The 18,984-nt window shown below is 68.1% G+C and carries 12 protein-coding genes; 4 read left to right on the top strand and 8 right to left on the bottom strand.

What is annotated here, in order from left to right:
• Nucleotides 1-9 precede the first annotated feature (9 nt).
• Genes pstB through phoR form a run of 4 tightly spaced genes read left to right on the top strand, consistent with a single transcriptional unit; the run spans nt 10 to nt 3,585 of the window.
• Nucleotides 10-783, top strand: a complete 774-nt coding sequence (gene pstB, locus EZ313_RS22490; protein WP_135265556.1) for a phosphate ABC transporter ATP-binding protein PstB — start codon at nt 10-12, stop codon at nt 781-783.
• 10 nt (nt 784-793) lie between these two features.
• Nucleotides 794-1,507 carry a phosphate signaling complex protein PhoU gene (phoU, locus tag EZ313_RS22485; RefSeq protein WP_135265555.1) on the top strand — a complete coding sequence of 238 codons (714 nt, stop codon included), beginning with the start codon at nt 794-796 and terminating at the stop codon, nt 1,505-1,507.
• Nucleotides 1,504-2,214, top strand: coding sequence for a phosphate regulon transcriptional regulator PhoB (gene phoB / locus EZ313_RS22480; RefSeq protein ID WP_135265554.1), 711 nt, complete (start codon nt 1,504-1,506; stop codon nt 2,212-2,214). Before phoU ends, phoB begins: the two co-directional genes overlap by 4 nt.
• Before the next feature lie 12 nt (nt 2,215-2,226).
• Nucleotides 2,227-3,585 carry a phosphate regulon sensor histidine kinase PhoR gene (gene phoR / locus EZ313_RS22475; protein ID WP_135265553.1) on the top strand — a complete coding sequence of 453 codons (1,359 nt, stop codon included), beginning with the start codon at nt 2,227-2,229 and terminating at the stop codon, nt 3,583-3,585.
• Here phoR and EZ313_RS22470 read toward each other — a convergent pair.
• From EZ313_RS22470 to EZ313_RS22435, 8 genes are all read right to left on the bottom strand, one after another.
• Complete coding sequence (locus EZ313_RS22470) at nt 3,533-4,885, bottom strand: MATE family efflux transporter (RefSeq protein WP_135265552.1); 1,353 nt, start codon at nt 4,883-4,885, stop codon at nt 3,533-3,535. The two genes, phoR and EZ313_RS22470, sit on opposite strands and share 53 nt — an antisense overlap.
• The gene (locus EZ313_RS22465) at nt 4,885-6,573 is read right to left on the bottom strand and encodes a hypothetical protein (RefSeq protein WP_135265551.1); all 1,689 of its coding nucleotides are present in this window, start codon (nt 6,571-6,573) and stop codon (nt 4,885-4,887) included. Before EZ313_RS22465 ends, EZ313_RS22470 begins: the two co-directional genes overlap by 1 nt.
• An 88-nt stretch (nt 6,574-6,661) precedes the next feature.
• Nucleotides 6,662-6,922: a type B 50S ribosomal protein L31 gene (locus tag EZ313_RS22460; protein ID WP_135265550.1), complete on the bottom strand. Its 261-nt coding sequence runs from the start codon at nt 6,920-6,922 to the stop codon at nt 6,662-6,664.
• An 88-nt stretch (nt 6,923-7,010) separates the two neighbouring features.
• Nucleotides 7,011-8,276, bottom strand: coding sequence for a transcription termination factor Rho (rho, locus tag EZ313_RS22455; protein WP_135265549.1), 1,266 nt, complete (start codon nt 8,274-8,276; stop codon nt 7,011-7,013).
• A 198-nt stretch (nt 8,277-8,474) separates the two neighbouring features.
• Entirely contained in the window at nt 8,475-8,807 is a 333-nt protein-coding gene (trxA, locus tag EZ313_RS22450) for a thioredoxin TrxA (RefSeq protein WP_135265548.1), read from the bottom strand.
• 128 nt (nt 8,808-8,935) lie between these two features.
• Nucleotides 8,936-9,385 carry a hypothetical protein gene (locus EZ313_RS22445; RefSeq protein WP_135265547.1) on the bottom strand — a complete coding sequence of 150 codons (450 nt, stop codon included), beginning with the start codon at nt 9,383-9,385 and terminating at the stop codon, nt 8,936-8,938.
• Nucleotides 9,386-9,515: 130 nt separating this feature from the next.
• Nucleotides 9,516-11,267 (bottom strand): response regulator, encoded by a 1,752-nt coding sequence (locus EZ313_RS22440; RefSeq protein ID WP_240788752.1) that lies wholly within the window; start codon nt 11,265-11,267, stop codon nt 9,516-9,518.
• Nucleotides 11,268-11,280: 13 nt separating this feature from the next.
• A complete protein-coding gene (locus EZ313_RS22435; protein ID WP_167772710.1) occupies nt 11,281-18,294 on the bottom strand; it encodes a HAMP domain-containing protein in 7,014 nt (2,337 codons plus the stop codon).
• Nucleotides 18,295-18,984: the final 690 nt, after the last annotated feature.

Here is an 18,984-nt window from a genome sequence, read left to right as displayed (position 1 = left end):
CTGCAACCCATGAATGCAAGCGTCCAGACCTCCGCCAAGATTGCGGTGCGGGACCTGAACTTCTTCTACGGCAAGTTCCACGCCCTCAAGGGCATCAACCTCGAGATCCCGGACAAGAAGGTCACGGCCTTCATCGGGCCGTCGGGCTGCGGCAAGTCCACGCTGCTGCGCACCTTCAACCGCATGTACGAGCTCTATCCCGAGCAGCGGGCCGAAGGCGAGATCGTGATGGACGGCCAGAACCTGCTGACCTCGCGCCAGGACGTGGCGCTGATCCGGGCCAGGATCGGCATGGTCTTCCAGAAGCCCACGCCGTTCCCGATGTCGATCTACGAGAACATCGCCTACGGCGTGCGCCTGTTCGAGAACCTCGGCGCCACCGACATGGACGAGCGGGTCGAATGGGCCCTGCGCAAGGCGGCGTTGTGGAACGAGGTGCGGGACAAGCTCGGTCAGAGCGGGGCGGGCCTCTCCGGCGGCCAGCAGCAGCGCCTGTGCATCGCGCGCGGCATCGCCATCCGGCCGGAGGTGCTGCTGCTGGATGAACCCTGTTCCGCGCTGGACCCGATCTCCACCGGCAAGATCGAGGAGCTCATCGCCGAGCTGAAGAACGACTACACGGTGGTCATCGTCACGCACAACATGCAGCAGGCGGCCCGCTGCAGCGACTACACCGCGTACATGTACCTGGGCGACCTTGTGGAGGTGGGCGAGACGGAGCAGATCTTCTTCAAGCCCAAGCGGAAAGAAACCGAGGACTACATCACCGGCCGGTTCGGTTAAGGGGAGCGACATGCCCGACAAGCACCTTTCCACCCAGTTCGACAGCGAGCTCAACGGCGTCTCCACCCGCGTGATGGAGCTGGGCGGGCTGGTCGAATCGCAGATCCGCCAGGCGATCTACGCGCTGGCGCAGTTCAACGTCGAGGCCGCGTCGCAGGTGCTGCAAACCGAGAACCGCGTCAACGCGATGGAGGTGGACATCGACCGCGAGCTGTCGTCCATCATCGCGCGGCGCCAGCCCACCGCGCGCGACCTGCGCCTGCTGATGGCGTTCTCCAAGACCACCGCCAACCTGGAGCGCGTGGGCGACGAGGCCGCGAAGATCGCCCGCATGGTGCGCTCCATCATCGACAGCGGTTCGGCGCGCGCCCTGCCGTCTTCCGAGCTGCGGGTCGCGGCCGACCTCGCCTCGGGCCTTCTGCGCAAGGCGCTGGACGCGTTCGCGCGGCTGGACACGGCCACGGCCCTGTCGATCCTCAAGGAGGACGACATGATCGACAAGGAGTTCGACGGCTTCGTGCGCAAGCTGATCACCTACATGATGGAAGACCCGCGCACCATCTCGGCCAGCCTGGACCTGCTGTTCCTGGCCAAGGCCATCGAGCGCGTCGGCGACCACGCGAAGAACATCGCCGAATTCATCATCTACGTGGTCAAGGGCGCGGACGTGCGCCACTCGCCGCTGGAGCAGATCGAGTCCACCCTGCAGTCCGAGGGCCGATGAAGAACACTCCGCGCGTGCTGCTGGTCGAGGACGAGCCGTCGATCGCCGAACTGGTGGCGGTCAACCTGCGCCACAACGGCTTCCAGCCGATCTGGGCCGAGGACGGCGATGCGGCGCAGCGCGAGCTGGACTCGGTGCTGCCCGACGTCATCCTGCTGGACTGGATGCTGCCCGGCCAGAGCGGCCTGGCGCTGGCGCGCAAGTGGCGCGCCTCGGGCCGCACCAAAGGCATCCCGATCCTGATGCTCACCGCGCGCGGCGACGAGCCGGACAAGGTGGCGGGACTGGACGCCGGCGCCGACGACTACATCACCAAGCCGTTCTCCACCCAGGAACTGCTGGCGCGCATCCGCGCGGTGCTGCGCCGCCGCGCGCCCGAGCAGGCCACCGAAACGGTGGCCATCGGCGAGCTGTCGCTCGATGCGGCGACGCACCGCGTGAGCTGGCGCGGGCAGCCGCTGAAAGTCGGCCCGACCGAGTTCAAGCTGCTCAACTACCTGATGAAGCATCCGGAGCGGGTGCACAGCCGCTCGCAGTTGCTGGACAAGGTGTGGGGCGACCATGTCTTCATCGAGGAGCGCACGGTGGACGTGCACGTCAAGCGCCTGCGCGAATCGCTCGGCGCGGCCGGCGCGATGGTGGAGACGGTGCGCGGCGCAGGCTACCGCCTGACGGCCCAGCCCCAGCCCGCGGTGCGGGCCGGCTGACGCCCTCGCTCGATGCTCTGGCGGATCTGCAGCTTTCTCCTTTGCCAGGTGGCGGGCGGGCTGGCCGGCTGGTTCCTGGCGCGCGAGCGCGGGGCCGCGCTCGGCCTGGTGGCAGGGGGCCTGCTCTGGATCGTCATCGACCTGCTGCGCGGCGAGCGCTTCATGGGATGGCTGCGGCAGGGCGCGGAAAGCGATCCGCCGTTGGGCTCCGGCCTGTGGGGCGAAGCCGCCGATCGCGTGCGACGCGCCTTGCGTGCACGCGAGCGCACGGCGCAGGAAGCATCCGAGCGCCTGCAGGAGTTCCTGGCCGCGATCCAGGCTTCGCCCAACGGCGTGATGCTGCTCGATGCGCAGGGCCGCATCGAGTGGTGCAACCAGACCGCGGCCCAGCACCTGGGCATCGATCCGCAGCGTGACCTGATGCAGGCGATCGCCAACCTGCTGCGCGATCCGGCCTTCAGTGCCTACAACGCGCAGGGCGACTACTCCCACGACGTCGTGATTCCCGGCCGCGACAGCTCGCCGGGCCGGCCGCTGCGCCTGTCGGTGCGGCTGCATCCGTACGGGCAGGGGCGCAAGCTGCTGCTCTCGCGCGATGTCACCTCCGTGGAGCAGGCCGAGAACATGCGGCGCGATTTCGTGGCCAACGTGTCGCACGAGATCCGCACGCCGCTCACGGTGCTGGCCGGCTTCATCGAGACGCTGCAGAACCTGCCGCTGGACGAGGCGGACCGCACGCGCTATCTCGGCCTGATGTCGCAGCAGGCCGATCGCATGCAGACGCTGGTGAACGACCTGCTCACGCTGTCGCGCCTGGAAGGCAGTCCCCTGCCGGGCGCGGGGGACTGGACGCCCGTCGAGGCGCTGCTGACGCAATGCGAGCAGGAGACGCGCGCGCTCTCGGCGGTGCTGGGGAAGGCTTCGCACGAGTTCTCCTTCGAGGCGCCGGCGGACCTGGAAATCGCCGGGGCTGCGAACGAGCTGCTCAGCGCCATGTCCAACCTCGCTAGCAACGCGGTGCGCTACACGCCGGTGGGCGGCCGCATCCAGGTGCAATGGCGCGCGCTGGCCGACGGGCGCGCCGAGTTCGCGGTGCGCGACACGGGTCCGGGCATCGCGCGGGAGCACCTGCCGCGGTTGACCGAGCGCTTCTATCGCGTGGACCGCAGCCGCTCGCGCGAGACCGGCGGCACCGGGTTGGGCCTGGCCATCGTCAAGCACGTGGTGCAGCGGCACGGCGGCGAACTGCGGATCGACAGCGCGCCGGGTGCCGGTTCGACGTTCTCGCTGTTGTTCCCGGCCAGCCGGGTGCGCACGGTCACACGACCGCCGGGCGGCGCTCCCGCACGACACGCCACAGCAGCGCCGTGAAGACGGCCGCGGTGAGCGCGAGGGCCAGCGCTCCCGCGCCCCAGAACGCCGCGGGCGTCTGCAGCGCCGGCCAATCGCCCGGGCCCTGGTACGCGAGCAGGTAGCCCCCGCCCAGGCCGACGCCCCACAGCAGCACGCAATAGACCAGCAGCGGCCGCGCGGCCACGCCGTAGCTGCGCAGCAGGAACACGCACACGCCCTGCGTCGAGTCCGCCAGGTGGTACAGGGCCACCCACTGCAGCAAGGAACCCGCGAGCGCGACGACCTGCGGGTTGTCGCCGGCGTACAGGCGCGCGATCCCCTGGTGCGCGACCGCGATCAGCAGCGCGCTGCCCGAGGCCATCAGGAAGGCCAGCTTGAGGCCGGTGCGCAGGGCCAGGCGCGCACTGCGCTCGTCGCCCGCGCCGAGCCAACCGCTCACCCGCGCGCTGGTCGCGAGCCCCAGCGAGAGCGGCATCATGTAGAGCACGGCCGTGAGGTTGCTCGCGATCTGGTGGCTGGCCGCCGGGGCCGTGCCCATGCGCGCGATGAACAGCGCCATCAGCGTGAACGAAGTGACTTCCACCATGACGGCCAGCGCGGTCGGGACGCCGAGCCGCGCGAAGGCCCGCAGCGTGGGCCAGTGCGGCGGCTCGATGCGCCGCCAGATCGCATACGGCGCATAGAGCGGCTGCGTGCGCAGCGCCCAGGCCGAGAGCACGACCAGCAGCCAGTAGACGATCACGGTGGCCCAGGCGCAGCCGGCGAGCCCCATGGGCGGCACGCCGGCGCCGCCGAACGTGAGCCAGATCGACAGCGGCACCTTCAGCACCAGCGATGCGATCTGCAGCCAGGTGACCAGCGAAGGCTTGCCCAGCGCCTGGTTCAGCGTGGACCAGGCGCGAAAGAGCAGCGCCGGCGGCAGCGCCAGCGACAGCACGGCCAGGTACTCCTTGACCTGCAGCTGCAGGGCCGGCGGTACATCGGTCCAGCGCAGCAGCGGGTCGGGGTAGAAGAGGGCGGCCATGCCGAGCACCATGCTCGCGGCGCACAGGTACGCGGCCTGCCGCACCGACCGCCCGACCTCCGGGCCGCGGCCGCCGCCGCGCAGCTCGGCCCACACGGGAAGCTGCGCCTGCACCATGGCCTGCAGGCCGACGAAGATGGTGATGAACACCGCGGAGCCCACCGACAGCGTGGCCAGCGCCTGCGGCGCGTAGCGGCCCGCGATGGCCGTGTCTGCGACGCCGAAGGCCATGGTGGCCAGCTGGCCCACGAGCACCGTGCCCGCATGGCGGGCGATGACGCGCAGCTCCGACATCAGCGGCTTCGCGACTGGTGGCGGTACAGCAGGACGTTGTCGCGGGCGTCGGTCGGGCGGCGCACGGTGGCGACCAGGCGCCACTGCTTCATGTCCATCGCCATCGAGGCGGTGGCCTGGTACTCGGAGCCGATCACCAGCCACGGGCACTGGCTGCGCTGCCCGGCCGAGCGCAGCTCGAGCCCGCCGTGGTAGCGCAGCGCCGCGATCTGGCCGCGGTTGAGGCCGAACACTTCCGCACAGCCGGGCCGGTCCATGGCCTGGCGGATGCCCTGCACCACGGGACGGTAGCTGCGGGCGTAGTCCAGCACGGGCAGCCACAGCGTCATCATCAGGAGCCAGCACAGCGCGGTGCCGGCGGCGGGCAGCACCAGGCTTTTCCAGAGCGCGGCCTGGTGGCGCCCGGCGCGCCAGCGCACCAGCCAGCCCCAGGCGACCGTGCCGGCCAGGGCCACGGCGAAGGCGATGAGCGAGAACGTCGGCTCGAATCCGGCCGCGAGGCGAGCCACGTTGGCCGCCGGCTTGGCCGGCACGCCGGTCTGCAGCGAGATCCACACCACCCAGATCACCACCGCGCAGCCGGTGAAGAACAGCAGGGTGAACCAGTCGATCAGCGCCGAGACGCTGCGCCGCATGGTGGGCAGCGCGAACACCGCCAGGGCCGCGAGCGCTGGCAAGCCGAGCAGCAGCGATCGGTCGGAGGAATGCGTGAGCAAGGTGGAGATGATCGCGACCAGCGTGAACCACAGCGGCAGCGCGACGTGGCGCGCACTGAGCTGCCGCCGCCAGCGCCACACCGTCCAGGCTGCCAGCGGCCCGGCCGGCCAGGTGAACCAGAGGACGAGGCGAAGGCCCTGCTGCCATTCGCGATCGCCCGCCTGCGCCAGGCGCCAGCGCCAGAGATCGAGCGCGCCGGCGAGCAGCGCGACACCCGTTGCGATGCCCAGGATCAGCGCCGCGCAGATCCACTGGCGCTGCCGCGATTGGCCCTCGGGCGGGTCATCGCCTGCCGTGACGATGGCGCTGCCCGAGCCGAGCAGCACCGCTGTGCTCGGGGCGCCGCTGAGGGCGAGTCCCGCCAGTCCGGCCACCAGGGCGGCCAACGGCCCGGCCGTCCGGAAAGGCAGCGCCGCGGCGCCGTAGAACGCCAGCGCCGTGAAGCCCAGCTGCGCCAATGCGGGCGTGGTCTCGTGGGAAAGCTGCGCGAGGCCCAGGCAGGCGATCAGCGCGAGCAGGCCACCGTCGGCGATGGCCCGCGCGTAGTCGGTGGGGTGCGCCTCGCCGCCGAAGGCGAAGGGCACCGGCTGCGCCCGCGGCGTGCGGGCCAGGTAGTAGATCGCGTACCAGGTGGCCAGCAGCGTGAGCACCAGCAAGGCGGCGAAAGGGATGCGGGCCGCGAAGTCCGGCGGCACCCAGCCCGGCGCGATCTTCATCGACCAGGCGCCCAGCCAGTAGGGCAGCAGCGCGTCGAATTCGGGCGGCTGGTCCAGCAGGCTGGGAGCCAGCCAGTTGGCACGGCCTGTCGCCAGTTCGTGCATGTAGCCGAACGCGGTGACGTCGGCGTTCTTCCACGGGTCGCGGCCGACGAAGCCGGGCACCACGTACGCCGCGCAGAACAGCAGCAGGGCCGCGCGCGGCAGCCGCCGCACGGCGCTCTGGGCGACGATCGCGGGGGTCGGCTGGTTCACGCGGGCGAGTGTGTCATGGGCGGCGGGGCCAAGAAAAAAGGGCAGCGCGGTCGCCCGTGCTGCCCCTTGCGCTTGCGCAGTGCCGGCGTTACTTGGCCGCCGTCTTGCCGAAGCGGTTGCGGAACTTCTCGACGCGACCGCCCATGTTGTCGACCGACTTCTGGGTGCCGGTGTAGAAGGGGTGCGACTCGCTGGAGGTGTCCAGCTTGAAGAGCGGCAGCTCGCGGCCGTCATCGGTCTTGCCCGTCTCGCGGGTCGCCACGCAGGAGCGGGTGACGAACTTGAAGCCGTTGGACAGGTCCACGAAGAGCACTTCGCGGTAGTTCGGGTGGATGCCTTCTTTGGCCATTTCGGATTCCTTCCAGGTCGGTGCGGGAGCCGGGGCGGACCGTCCGCGCTACTTTCCGCAAAACCGTTGATTATAGCGGGACGGTGGCTCAGCCGCCTCTGCGCATCATGTCGAAGAACTCCACGTTGGTCTTCGTGGCCTTCATGGATTTGAGGACCATCTCCATCGCCTCGATCTCGTCCATGTTGTACATGAACTGGCGCAGGATGCGCGTCTTCTGCAGGATCTCGGGCGCCAGCAGCAGCTCCTCGCGGCGGGTGCCGGAGCGATTGAGCTGGATCGAGGGGAACACGCGCTTCTCGTAGAGGCGCCGGTCCAGGTGGATTTCGCTGTTGCCGGTGCCCTTGAACTCTTCGAAGATCACTTCGTCCATGCGGGAGCCGGTGTCGATCAGCGCCGTGGCGATGATGGTCAGCGAGCCGCCTTCCTCGACGTTGCGCGCCGCGCCCAGGAAGCGCTTGGGCCGCTGCAGCGCATTGGCGTCCACGCCGCCGGTGAGCACCTTGCCCGACGAGGGCACCACGTTGTTGTAGGCACGGGCCAGGCGGGTGATGGAGTCCAGCAGGATCACCACGTCCTTCTTCAGCTCGACCAGGCGCTTGGCGCGCTCGATCACCATTTCCGCGACGTGCACGTGCCGCGCGGCGGGTTCGTCAAAGGTGGAGGCGATGACCTCGGCCTTCACGGAGCGCTGCATCTCCGTCACTTCCTCGGGCCGCTCGTCCACCAGCAGCACCATCATGTAGCTGTCCGGGTAGTTGGCGGCGATGGCGTGCGCCATGTGCTGCATCATCACCGTCTTGCCGCTCTTGGGCGGCGCCACCAGCAGGGCGCGCTGGCCTTTGCCGATGGGCGCGATGATGTCGATGATGCGCCCGGTGACGTTTTCCTCGCCCTTGAAGTTGTCCCGCTCGAGTTTCATCTGCTCCTTCGGGAACAGCGGGGTGAGGTTCTCGAACATCACCTTGTGCTTGTTCTGCTCGGGCGGGCCGTCGTTGACCTTGTCCAGCTTGGTCAGCGCGAAGTAGCGCTCGCCGTCCTTGGGCGTGCGCACTTCCCCTTCGATCATGTCCCCGGTGTGCAGGTTGAAGCGGCGCACCTGGGAGGGCGAGATGTAGATGTCGTCCGTGCTCGCCGTGTAGCTGGTGTCGGGGCTGCGCAGGAAGCCGAAGCCGTCGGGCAGGATCTCCAGCACGCCGTCGGCGAACACCTGCTCGCCGGCCCGGGCGCGCTTCTTGATGATCGCGAACATCAGCTCCTGCTTGCGCATGCGGCCCGTGTTCTCGATTTCCAGCTCCTCGGCTTGCTTGAGGACTTCGGAGACGTGGAGCGCCTTGAGTTCGTTCAGATGCATGGCTGCGACTGCGGTGGATGCACCCCGGCGGGGCTTGTTGTGGGAGTCAGGGGGGAAGGTCTCTCGCGGGGCTAGAGGCGCCTCGCAGACCGGGAGCTCGGACCGCCGGAAAGCTCGGCGATCGAGGAGGATTATAGGGGGAAGGAAGGAGAGGCGAGGGACGAGGAACGAGGGGTTTCCCTCGTCCCTGTCCAGCAACTACGCGAGCTGCTGGTCGAGAAACGCCGTCAGCTGCGCCTTGCTCATGGCGCCCACCTTGGTCGCGGCCAGCTGGCCGCCCTTGAACAGCATCAGGGTGGGGATGCCGCGGATGCCGAACTTGGCCGGGATGTCGCGGTTCTCGTCCACGTTCATCTTGGCGATCTGCAGCTTGTCCTTGTAGGTGGTGGACACCTCGTCCAGGATCGGGGCGATCATCTTGCACGGGCCGCACCACTCGGCCCAGTAGTCCACCAGCACGGGCTTGTCGGCTTTCAGGACGTCGGCTTCGAAGCTGGCGTCGGAGATGTGCTTGATGAGGTCGCTGGCCATGGGATGGTTTCCTTTCTCGTCGGCTGATCGTGCCGCTTTCGTCAGGGCATTTTCACAGAAAGCCGCCGTCCCCACCGCTGCACGGCGGCTCGCGCAGTGCTATGGATGTGATAGCCCCGGCCGTTGGCTCAGAACTGCTGGCGGTAGTAGATCGTCGGATTGCCGTCCTTGCGGCGCAGCATGATCTTCGCGCCGTTGTCCAGCTGCAGGCCGATCGCTTTCAGCTCGGTGGCGAAGCTCTTGCGCGCGGTGATTCGCATTTCAAGCCGCGCGCCATACATCGGCTCGCGGTCCTGGATCATGCTCAGCGCGTCGGGCTGCCGCGGCGGGACGCGCCGCCACGCGGTGATGTCGATCGTGCGATCGCTGCCCAGCGGCCTTCGGAAGATCAGGCCGATGTCGTCGCCGCCCGGTCCCGGACGCTGCGACGCGATCTGCGGCATGAGGGAGAGCGAGAGCTGCGCAGGTGGAGGCTCGCCCGGCTGCGCCGCGCACGTCCCTGCCACAAGGGCCAGGGCCATCGCCCCCCAGCGAATGGGCGAAAACCTCCCAAGTTGCGAGCGGACCACCTGGCGCATCGCAGATCTCCCAGACTTCTCTTGTTGGGAGCAGTGTCGAGCCAGCCACCGCCGAGCCTTGTGGGACGCGTCGCGCAGGCGCTGTCAGCATCAGCCGCCCGCGCGTGAGCGCGCGCCGCCAACGGCCGCGTCAGGAACGCTGCATCTTCGGCGGCGCGCCGCGCGTGGCCACCTGTTCCATGAGCGGCCCCAGCACCTGCGGATCGATCGGCTTGACCAGGTGGCGGTCGAAACCGGCGTCGCGCGAGCGTTGCAGGTCCTGCGGCTGGCCCCATCCGGTCACAGCCACCAGCACGCGGCGCTCGCCGCCCGGCATGCGCCGGATGCGCGAGCAGGCTTCGTAGCCGGTCATCTTGGGCATGCCGATGTCCAGCAGCAGCAGGTGCGGATCGAACGAGCCCACGGCCTGCACGGCCGCCTCGCCGTCGTGCACCTCGCGGACCTCGTGGCCCATCTCGGACAGCAGCGCCGCCAGCGTCTCGGCGGCGTCCACGTTGTCGTCGGCGACCACGATGCGCAGCGGGCCGGTGGCAGGCTGGCCGGTCGTCGCGGGGGGGTGAGGCGTCTCGGACAGTTCGGCCTTGGACAGCGGCAGGTGCACGAGGAAGCGGCTGCCGCGGCCCACGCCTTCGCTGTAGGCCCTGATGGTGCCGCCGTGCATCTGCACCAGCCGCTGCGTGAGCGACAGCCCGATGCCCAGCCCGCCCCGCGAACGCGACAGCGCCGATTCCACCTGCGAGAACATCTCGAACACGTCATCCAGGCGCTCGGGCGGGATGCCGATGCCCGAGTCGCGCACGGTCACCACGGCCTGGTCCTTCTCCACCAGCACGCCGACTTCGATGCGGCCGCCGGTGTCGGTGTACTTCACCGCGTTGTTCAGCAGGTTGGTGAAGGCCTGCGCGAGCCGGGTGCGGTCGGCGTCCACCAGCAGCTTGCGATCGGGCAGGAGCACGGCGAGCTCATGGCCGCTCTCGTGTGCGAGGGGACGGATCGCCTCCAGCGCGTCGGCCAGCACGTCGTTCAGCGCCACTACCTCTTGGCGCAGTTCGATGCGGCCGCGGCTGATGCGGCTGACGTCCATGAGGTCGTCGATCAGGCGGCTGAGGGACCGCACCTGCCGGTCGATCAGCTCCGACGCCCAGCCCACGCGCTTGGCATCGCTCGGCGCGCGCTTGAGCAGTTCGACCGCATTGCGCACCGGCGCGAGCGGGTTGCGCAGCTCGTGCGCCAGCGTCGCCAGGAATTCATCCTTGCGGCGATGGGCGTCGAGCAGGCGCGCCTCGCTCTCCTCGAGTTCGTGCGTGCGCTCCATCACGCGGCGGTCGAGCGTTTCGTTCAGTTCCGACAGGCGCTGCTCGGCCCGGCGGCGCTCGGCCACTTCGCCGAGAAGCAGCCGGTTGGCCGCTTCGAGCGCGCGGCCACGGCGGTGCAGCTCGGCGAACACGGCGACCTTGGAGCGCAGCACCGAAGGATTGACCGGCTTGTGCAGGTAGTCGGCGCCGCCGCTTCCGTAGCCTTCGAGGATGTGCTGGTCCTCGTTGTAGTAGGCCGTCAGGAAGATGATCGGGATGCGCGAGGTCTTCTTGCGCTCCTTCACCAGTTGCGCGACCTCGAAGCCGTTCATGCCCGGCATGCGGACGTCCAGCACCAGCACGGCGAATTCCTCCGCCATCAGCGCCAGCAGGGCCTCCTCGCCCGAGGTGGCCCGCACCAGCCGGTAGCCCGGATCGTCCAGCACCGTCTCCAGCACCGCCAGGTTTCGCGGCTCGTCGTCGACGATGAGGATGTTCACCGTCTCCGGCGGCGCCTCGCCCGGGTCGAAGAACTGCGACGCCGAGAACTGCGAAGGCGGGAACTGCGAATCGTTGGGGATGTTCACTGCTTCTTTTTCCTCAACGGAACAGCCAGACGCGCATGAGCGACAGCAGCTGGTTGGTGTTGACCGGCTTGGCGATGTAGTCGCTGGCGCCCGCGTCCAGGCATTTCTCCCGGTCGCCCTTCATCGCCTTGGCCGTGAGCGCCAGGATCGGCAGCGTGCGGAAGGCGGGGTCCTTGCGGATCTCGCGCATGGTTTCGTAGCCGTCCATCTCCGGCATCATGATGTCCATCAGCACCATCTCGAGATCAGGCGAATTCTTAAGGATCTCGATCGCCTGGCGGCCGTTGGTGGCGCTGACGACCTCGACGTCGTGGTTCTCCAGCACCGAGGTCAGCGCGAAGATGTTGCGCGCGTCGTCGTCCACCACCAGCACCTTGCGGCCGTGCAGCACCTCCGAGGAGTTGTGCAGCCGCTCCAGCATCGCCTGCTTGTCCGCGGGCAATTGCGTCACCACGCGATGCAGGAACAGCGCGGTTTCGTCCAGCAGCCGCTCGGGCGAGCGCACGTCCTTGAGCACGATGCTCTTGGCCATGACGTTCAGGCGCGAATGCTCCTCGGCGCTGAGGTCCTTGCCGGTGAACACGACGACCGGCACGGTGGCCAGGGCCGCGTCCTTCTGCAGCTGCTCCAGCAGCTCGAAGCCGGTCATGTCGGGCAGGCGCAGGTCCAGCACCACGCAGTCGAACCGCTGCTTGCGCAGCAGCTCCAGCGCCGCTTCGCCGCGGCCGGCGGAGACGATGTCGATGTCGTCGTAGCCCAACAGCTCGATGACGGCGTCGCGCTCGATCTCGTTGTCCTCCACCACCAGCAGGCGCCGGGTGCGCGGCTGGGTGAATTCCTTCAGGCGCGTGAAAGCGGCTTCCAGGTTGCCCGTGGTGGGCTCCTTCACCAGGTAGGCGAAGGCCCCGTGCGCCAGGCCGTGCTGGCGTTCCTCTTCCATCGAGATGATCTGCACCGGGATGTGGCGCAGCTGCGGATCGAGCTTGAGCTGGTTGAGCACGGTCCAGCCCAGCATGTCGGGCAGGAAGATGTCCAGCGAGATCGCGGCCGGCTGGTACTGGCGCGCCAGCGACAGGCCCATCGCGCCCTTAGTGGCGACCAGGCCCTTGAAGCCCTTGTCGCGCGCGAGCCCCAGAAGGATCCGGGCGTAGTGCGGGTCGTCCTCGATGATCAGCACCACCGCGTCGCCCGGCGCGATCTGCTCGCGGTCGTCCGCGACATGCTCCTCGCGCGCCACGGGCAGCGCGAGAACAGGCATCGAGGATTCCGGCGGCGCCTTCACCTTGCGCATCACGGTGTTGGAATCCGGGCCGGAGTAGTGCAGCGGCAGGTACAGCGTGAAGGTGCTGCCCTGGCCGTGCACGCTCTGCAGCTTGATCTCGCCGCCCAGCAGCACCGCCAGCTCCCGGCTGATGGCCAGGCCCAGGCCCGTGCCGCCGTACTTGCGCGAGGTGCCGGCGTCGGCCTGCTGGAAGGCTTCGAAGATCAGGCGCTGCTTGTCCGGCGGCACGCCGATGCCCGTGTCCTCCACGGCGAAGGCGATGACCGATTGGCTCTGGCTGAGCACCGGGTGGTCGGGCGACCAGCCGCCGCTGGCCAGGCCCACGCGGACTTCCACGTGGCCGTTCGAGGTGAACTTCATCGCGTTGGACAGCAGGTTCTTCAGGATCTGCTGCAGACGCTTGGGGTCGCTGTCCATCGAGCGCGGCAGGTCGTCGGCGAAGCGGATGTGCAGCGGCAGGTTCTTGGCTTCCGCGACATGGCGGAAGTTGCGGTCGATGCTGTCGCGCAGCCAGAAGAACGCGATCTCCTCGACGTCCACCGTGACCGTGCCCGACTCGATCTTGGACAGATCCAGGATGTCGTTGATGAGGTTCAGCAGGTCGCTGCCCGAGGAGTTGATGTTGCGGGAGAACTCGATCTGCTTGTTGTTCAGGTTGCCCGCGGCGTTCTCGGCCAGCTGCTGCGACAGGATCAGGATGGAGTTGAGCGGCGTGCGCAGCTCGTGCGACATGTTGGCCAGGAACTCCGACTTGTACTTCGAGGTGAGGGCCAGCTCGGAAGCCTTTTCCTCCAGCGCGCGGCGGGCCTGTTCCACTTCGGCGTTCTTGCGCTCGACCTCCTCGTTCTGCTGCGCGAGCAGCCGGGCCTTGGTGCCCAGCTCCTCGTTGGTCTGCTGCAGCTCGATCTGGCGAGCCTGCAGTTCCGCGGTGAGCTGCTGCGACTGCGTCAGCAGGCCCTCCGTACGCATCGTCGCCTCGATGGTGTTGAACACCGCGCCGATGCCCAGCGCCAGCTGGTCCAGGAAGTTCAGGTTCACCGCGGTGAACGGGTGCAGCGAGGCCAGCTCGATCACGGCCTTGGTGTGGTTCTCGAACAGCACCGGCAGCACCACCACGCTGAGCTGACGGGCCTCGCCCAGGCTGGAACTGATGGTGACGAAGTCGGCCGGCACATCCGTCATCAGGATGCGGCGGTTCTCCAGCGCGCACTGGCCCACCAGGCCTTCGCCCAGCGCCAGGGTGCGCGAGAGCTCCACGTCGCCCGACTGGGCGTAGGTGGAAAGCAGCACCAGCTGCCGTTCCGCCGCTTCGCCCGCCTGGCTGTTGTGGTAGACGCTGCCCTGGTGCGCGTTGACCAGGGGCGCCAGCTCGGACAGCAGCATCTTGCCCACGGTGGACAGCTCGCGCTGGCCCTGCAGCATGCCGGTGAAGCGCGCCAGGTTGGTCTTGAGCCAGTCCTGTTCGCGGTTGGATTCGGTGGTCTCCCGCAGGTTGGAGATCATCGTGTTGATGTTGTCCTTGAGCTCGGACACTTCGCCGCGCGCATCCACCTGGATCGAGCGGGTCAGGTCGCCCTTGGTCACCGCGGTCGCCACTTCGGCGATGGCGCGCACCTGCGTCGTCAGGTTGGCCGCCAGCAGGTTCACGTTGCCGGTCAGGTCCTTCCAGGTGCCGGCGGCGCCGGGCACGTGGGCCTGTCCGCCCAGGCGGCCTTCCACGCCCACCTCGCGCGCCACGTTGGTCACCTGGTCGGCGAACGTGGCCAGCGTGTCGGTCATGCCGTTGATGGTGTCGGCCAGCGCCGCCACCTCGCCCTTGGCCTGCACCGTCAGGCGCTGCGTCAGGTTGCCGTTGGCCACGGCCGTCACCACCTTCACGATGCCCCGCACCTGCTCGGTGAGGTTGGACGCCATGAAGTTCACGTTGTCCGTCAGGTCCTTCCAGGTGCCGCCCACGCCGGCCACCTGGGCCTGTCCGCCCAGCTTGCCCTCGGTGCCCACCTCGCGCGCCACGCGCGTCACTTCGCCGGCGAAGGAGTTGAGCTGGTCCACCATGGTGTTGATGGTGTTCTTCAGCTCCAGGATCTCGCCCTTCACGTCCACCGTGATCTTGCGGTTCAGGTCGCCGCGGGCCACCGCGGTGGTCACCTCGGCGATGTTGCGCACCTGCGAGGTGAGGTTGGCGCCCATGGTGTTGACCGAGTCGGTCAGGTCCTTCCAGGTGCCGGCCACGCCGGGCACCACGGCCTGCACGCCCAGGCGGCCTTCCGTGCCCACCTCGCGCGCCACGCGCGTCACTTCCGAGGCGAAGGAGCGCAGCTGTTCCACCATCGTGTTGATGGTTTCCTTCAGCTGCAGGATCTCGCCGCGCACGTCCACGGTGATCTTCTTGGAGAGGTCGCCGTTGGCCACCGCGATCGTCACCTCGGCGATGTTGCGCACCTGGTTGGTCAGGTTGGACGCCATCGAGTTGACGTTGTCGGTCAGGTCCTTCCAGGTGCCGGCCACGCCGGGCACAGCGGCCTGGCCGCCCAGCTTGCCTTCGGAGCCCACCTCGCGCGCCACGCGCGTCACTTCGGAGGCGAACGCCGAGAGCTGGTCCACCATCGTGTTGATGGTCTCTTTCAGCTGAAGGATCTCGCCCTTCACGTCCACCGTGATCTTGCGGCCCAGGTCGCCTCGCGCGATGGCGGTGGCGACGTCGGCGATGTTCCGCACCTGGCCGGTGAGGTTGTTGGCCATCGAGTTGACGTTGTCGGTCAGGTCCTTCCACGTCCCCGCGACGCCCGGCACCACCGCCTGTCCGCCCAGCTTGCCCTCGGTGCCCACCTCGCGCGCCACCCGAGACACTTCGGCCGCGAACGAACGCAGCTGGTCCACCATGGTGTTGATGGTTTCCTTCAGCTCCAGGATCTCGCCGCGCACGTCCACGGTGATCTTCTTGGAGAGGTCGCCGTTGGCCACCGCGATCGTCACTTCCGCGATGTTCCGCACCTGGCCCGTGAGGTTGGACGCCATCGAGTTGACGTTGTCGGTCAGGTCCTTCCAGGTGCCCGCCACGCCCGGCACCTGGGCCTGTCCGCCCAGCTTGCCTTCGGTGCCCACTTCGCGCGCCACGCGCGTCACCTCGGACGCGAAGCCGTTCAGCTGGTCCACCATCGTGTTGATGGTTTCCTTCAGGGCCAGGATCTCGCCCTTGACCTCCACGGTGATCTTGCGGGAGAGGTCGCCTCGGGCGATGGCGGTGGCCACGTCCGCGATGTTCCGCACCTGGCCCGTGAGGTTGGAGGCCATGAAGTTGACGTTGTCCGTCAGGTCCTTCCAGGTGCCGGCCACGCCGGGCACCTGCGCCTGTCCGCCCAGCTTGCCTTCGGTGCCCACCTCGCGCGCCACGCGCGTGACTTCCGAAGCGAAGCCGTTGAGCTGGTCGACCATCGTGTTGATGGTGTTCTTCAGCTCCAGGATCTCGCCCTTCACCTCCACGGTGATCTTGCGCGAGAGGTCGCCCTTGGCCACCGCGGTCGTCACTTCGGCGATGTTGCGGACCTGGCCCGTCAGGTTGTTCGCCATCGAGTTGACGTTGTCGGTCAAATCCTTCCAGGTGCCGGCCACACCGCGCACCTGGGCCTGGCCGCCCAGCTTGCCTTCCGATCCCACCTCGCGCGCCACGCGCGTAACTTCCGAAGCGAAGCCGTTGAGCTGGTCCACCATGGTGTTCAGGGTGTTCTTCAGCTCGAGGATTTCGCCCTTGACGTCCACGGTGATCTTCTTGGAGAGGTCACCGTTGGCCACCGCGGTGGCCACGTCCGCGATGTTGCGCACCTGCGCCGTGAGGTTGGACGCCATCGAGTTCACGTTGTCGGTCAGGTCCTTCCAGGTGCCCGCCACGCCCAGCACCTGGGCCTGGCCGCCCAGCTTGCCTTCCGTGCCCACCTCGCGCGCGACCCGCGACACCTCGCCGGCGAAGCCATTGAGCTGGTCGACCATGGTGTTGATCGTGTTCTTCAGCTCCAGGATCTCGCCGCGGACGTCCACGGTGATCTTCTTGGAGAGGTCGCCACGCGCCACCGCCGTCGTCACTTCGGCGATGTTCCGCACCTGGCCGGTGAGGTTGGACGCCATGAAGTTCACCGAGTCGGTGAGGTCCTTCCAGGTGCCCGCCACGCCGGGCACCTGGGCCTGTCCGCCCAGCTTGCCTTCGGTGCCCACCTCGCGCGCCACCCGCGTCACTTCCGAAGCGAAGCCATTGAGCTGGTCGACCATCGTGTTGATGGTGTTCTTCAGTTCCAGCACCTCGCCGCGCACGTCCACGGTGATCTTCTTGGACAGATCGCCGTTGGCCACCGCGGTCGTCACCTCGGCGATGTTCCGCACCTGGCCGGTGAGGTTGTTGGCCATGAAGTTCACGTTGTCCGTGAGGTCCTTCCAGGTGCCGGCCACGCCTTCCACCACGGCCTGGCCGCCCAGCTTGCCTTCGGTGCCCACCTCGCGCGCGACGCGCGACACCTCGCCGGCGAACGCGTTCAGCTGGTCCACCATCGTGTTGATGGTCTGTTTCAGCTGGAGGATCTCGCCCTTCACTTCCACGGTGATCTTGCGCGAGAGGTCGCCCCGCGCGATCGCCGTGGCCACGTCCGCGATGTTCCGCACCTGGCCCGTGAGGTTGGAGGCCATCGAGTTCACCGAGTCGGTGAGGTCCTTCCAGGTGCCGGCGATGCCCGGCACCACCGCCTGGCCACCCAGCTTGCCTTCCGTGCCCACCTCGCGCGCCACGCGCGTCACCTCGGAGGAGAAGCCGTTGAGCTGGTCGACCATCGTGTTGATGGTTTCCTTCAGCTCCAGGATCTCGCCCTTCACGTCCACCGTGATCTTTCGCGAGAGGTCCCCGCGGGCCACGGCCGTCGTCACGTTGGCGATGTTGCGCACCTGCGAGGTCAGGTTGTTCGCCATCGAGTTGACCGAGTCGGTCAGGTCCTTCCAGGTGCCGGCCACGCCGGGCACCACCGCCTGGCCGCCCAGGCGCCCGTCGGTGCCCACCTCGCGCGCCACGCGCGTCACTTCCGAGGCGAAGGAGCGCAGCTGGTCCACCATGGTGTTGGTGGCTTCCTTGAGCTGCAGGATCTCGCCGCGCACGTCCACCGTGATCTTCTTGGACAGGTCGCCGTTGGCCACCGCGATCGTCACTTCCGCGATGTTCCGCACCTGCGCCGTCAGGTTGCCGGCCATCTGGTTCACCGAGTCGGTGAGGTCCTTCCACACGCCGGACACGCCCTTGACCTGCGCCTGGCCGCCCAGCTTGCCCTCGGTGCCCACCTCGCGCGCCACGCGTGTCACCTCGTTGGTGAACACGGAGAGCTGCTCGATCATGGTGTTCACCAGCTTGGCCGACCGCAGGAACTCGCCCTTGAGCGCGCGGCCGTCCACCTGCAGTTCCATCTGCTGGCCGAGGTCGCCCTTGGCCACCGCGCCGATCGTGCGGGCGATGTCGGTCGTCGGCCGCACCAGGTCGTCGATCAGCGTGTTGAGCGAATCGACCTGCGCGGCCCAGCTGCCCACCGCGCCGGGCGTCACGATCCGCTGCGTGAGACGGCCTTCCTTGCCCACCGTGTTGGACAGGCGCGCCGCCTCCTGAGTGATGCGCTGCGCGTTGGAGATGCACTGGTTGAAGGCTTCGGCGATGCGGCCATCGGTGCCGGTCCAGGTGACCGGCAGCCGGGACTGGAAGTCGCCCTGGGAGAACGCCATCAGCGCCGCGAGGATCTGCCGCGACTGCGCTTCCGCGATCTCCTCCGGATCACGGGTGCGGATCCGGCCGACGGGGACGTCGCCTTCTGTTTTCGGGGGAGTGGAGACCTTGGCTGATTTCTTCTTGGAGCTGTTGTTCAGGGCTTGGTCCATGACGCGGTACTGCTTTCTTGCTCTTGTTCGCCGGGAAACGGCGCGATGGGTCTCATGCTCGGGTGTCCGGCCGGCGCACCGGCGGGACGCCTCTCGCTCGCGGGCTCAGCAGGACGTGAGCGCAACCGTAGTGTCGGGAAACGGTCCCACAGCGGGTGTAGGACGTCGCCGACAAATGGCGGCCAGCTCGGCTGGATGAAGAAAAGTCGTGCTAGGCGCAACGGGGAGTTGTTGGGGCGCTACCTCGGCGCGAAAAAACTGTGATGCGCTTGGTCCAAGAGCTAGAGGAGGTTTCGACGAGACACCGGCATGGACGCTCGACGCTAGAACCGTCCTACGCCGACGTTGGGACAATTTCCCATGCACGCCGACGCCGCTGAACCTATGGTGGGCAGAGTCTGCGCTTCATGGGCGCGAGCACGCCAGGCAAAGTGCAGGTCGAAGAGGAGTAAACGCCATGACGCTCGAAAAGTTCACCGCCTGGTCGCTGTTCATGCTGGTCGTCGTCGCCGCCGTCGCACTGGGTGGCTGAGCGGG

The sequence above is a fragment of the Ramlibacter henchirensis genome, assembly GCF_004682015.1.
GTDB lineage: Bacteria > Pseudomonadota > Gammaproteobacteria > Burkholderiales > Burkholderiaceae_C > Ramlibacter > Ramlibacter henchirensis.
Note: the sequence above shows the minus strand (reverse complement) of the source record. Positions and strands in the feature narration are given on the sequence as shown.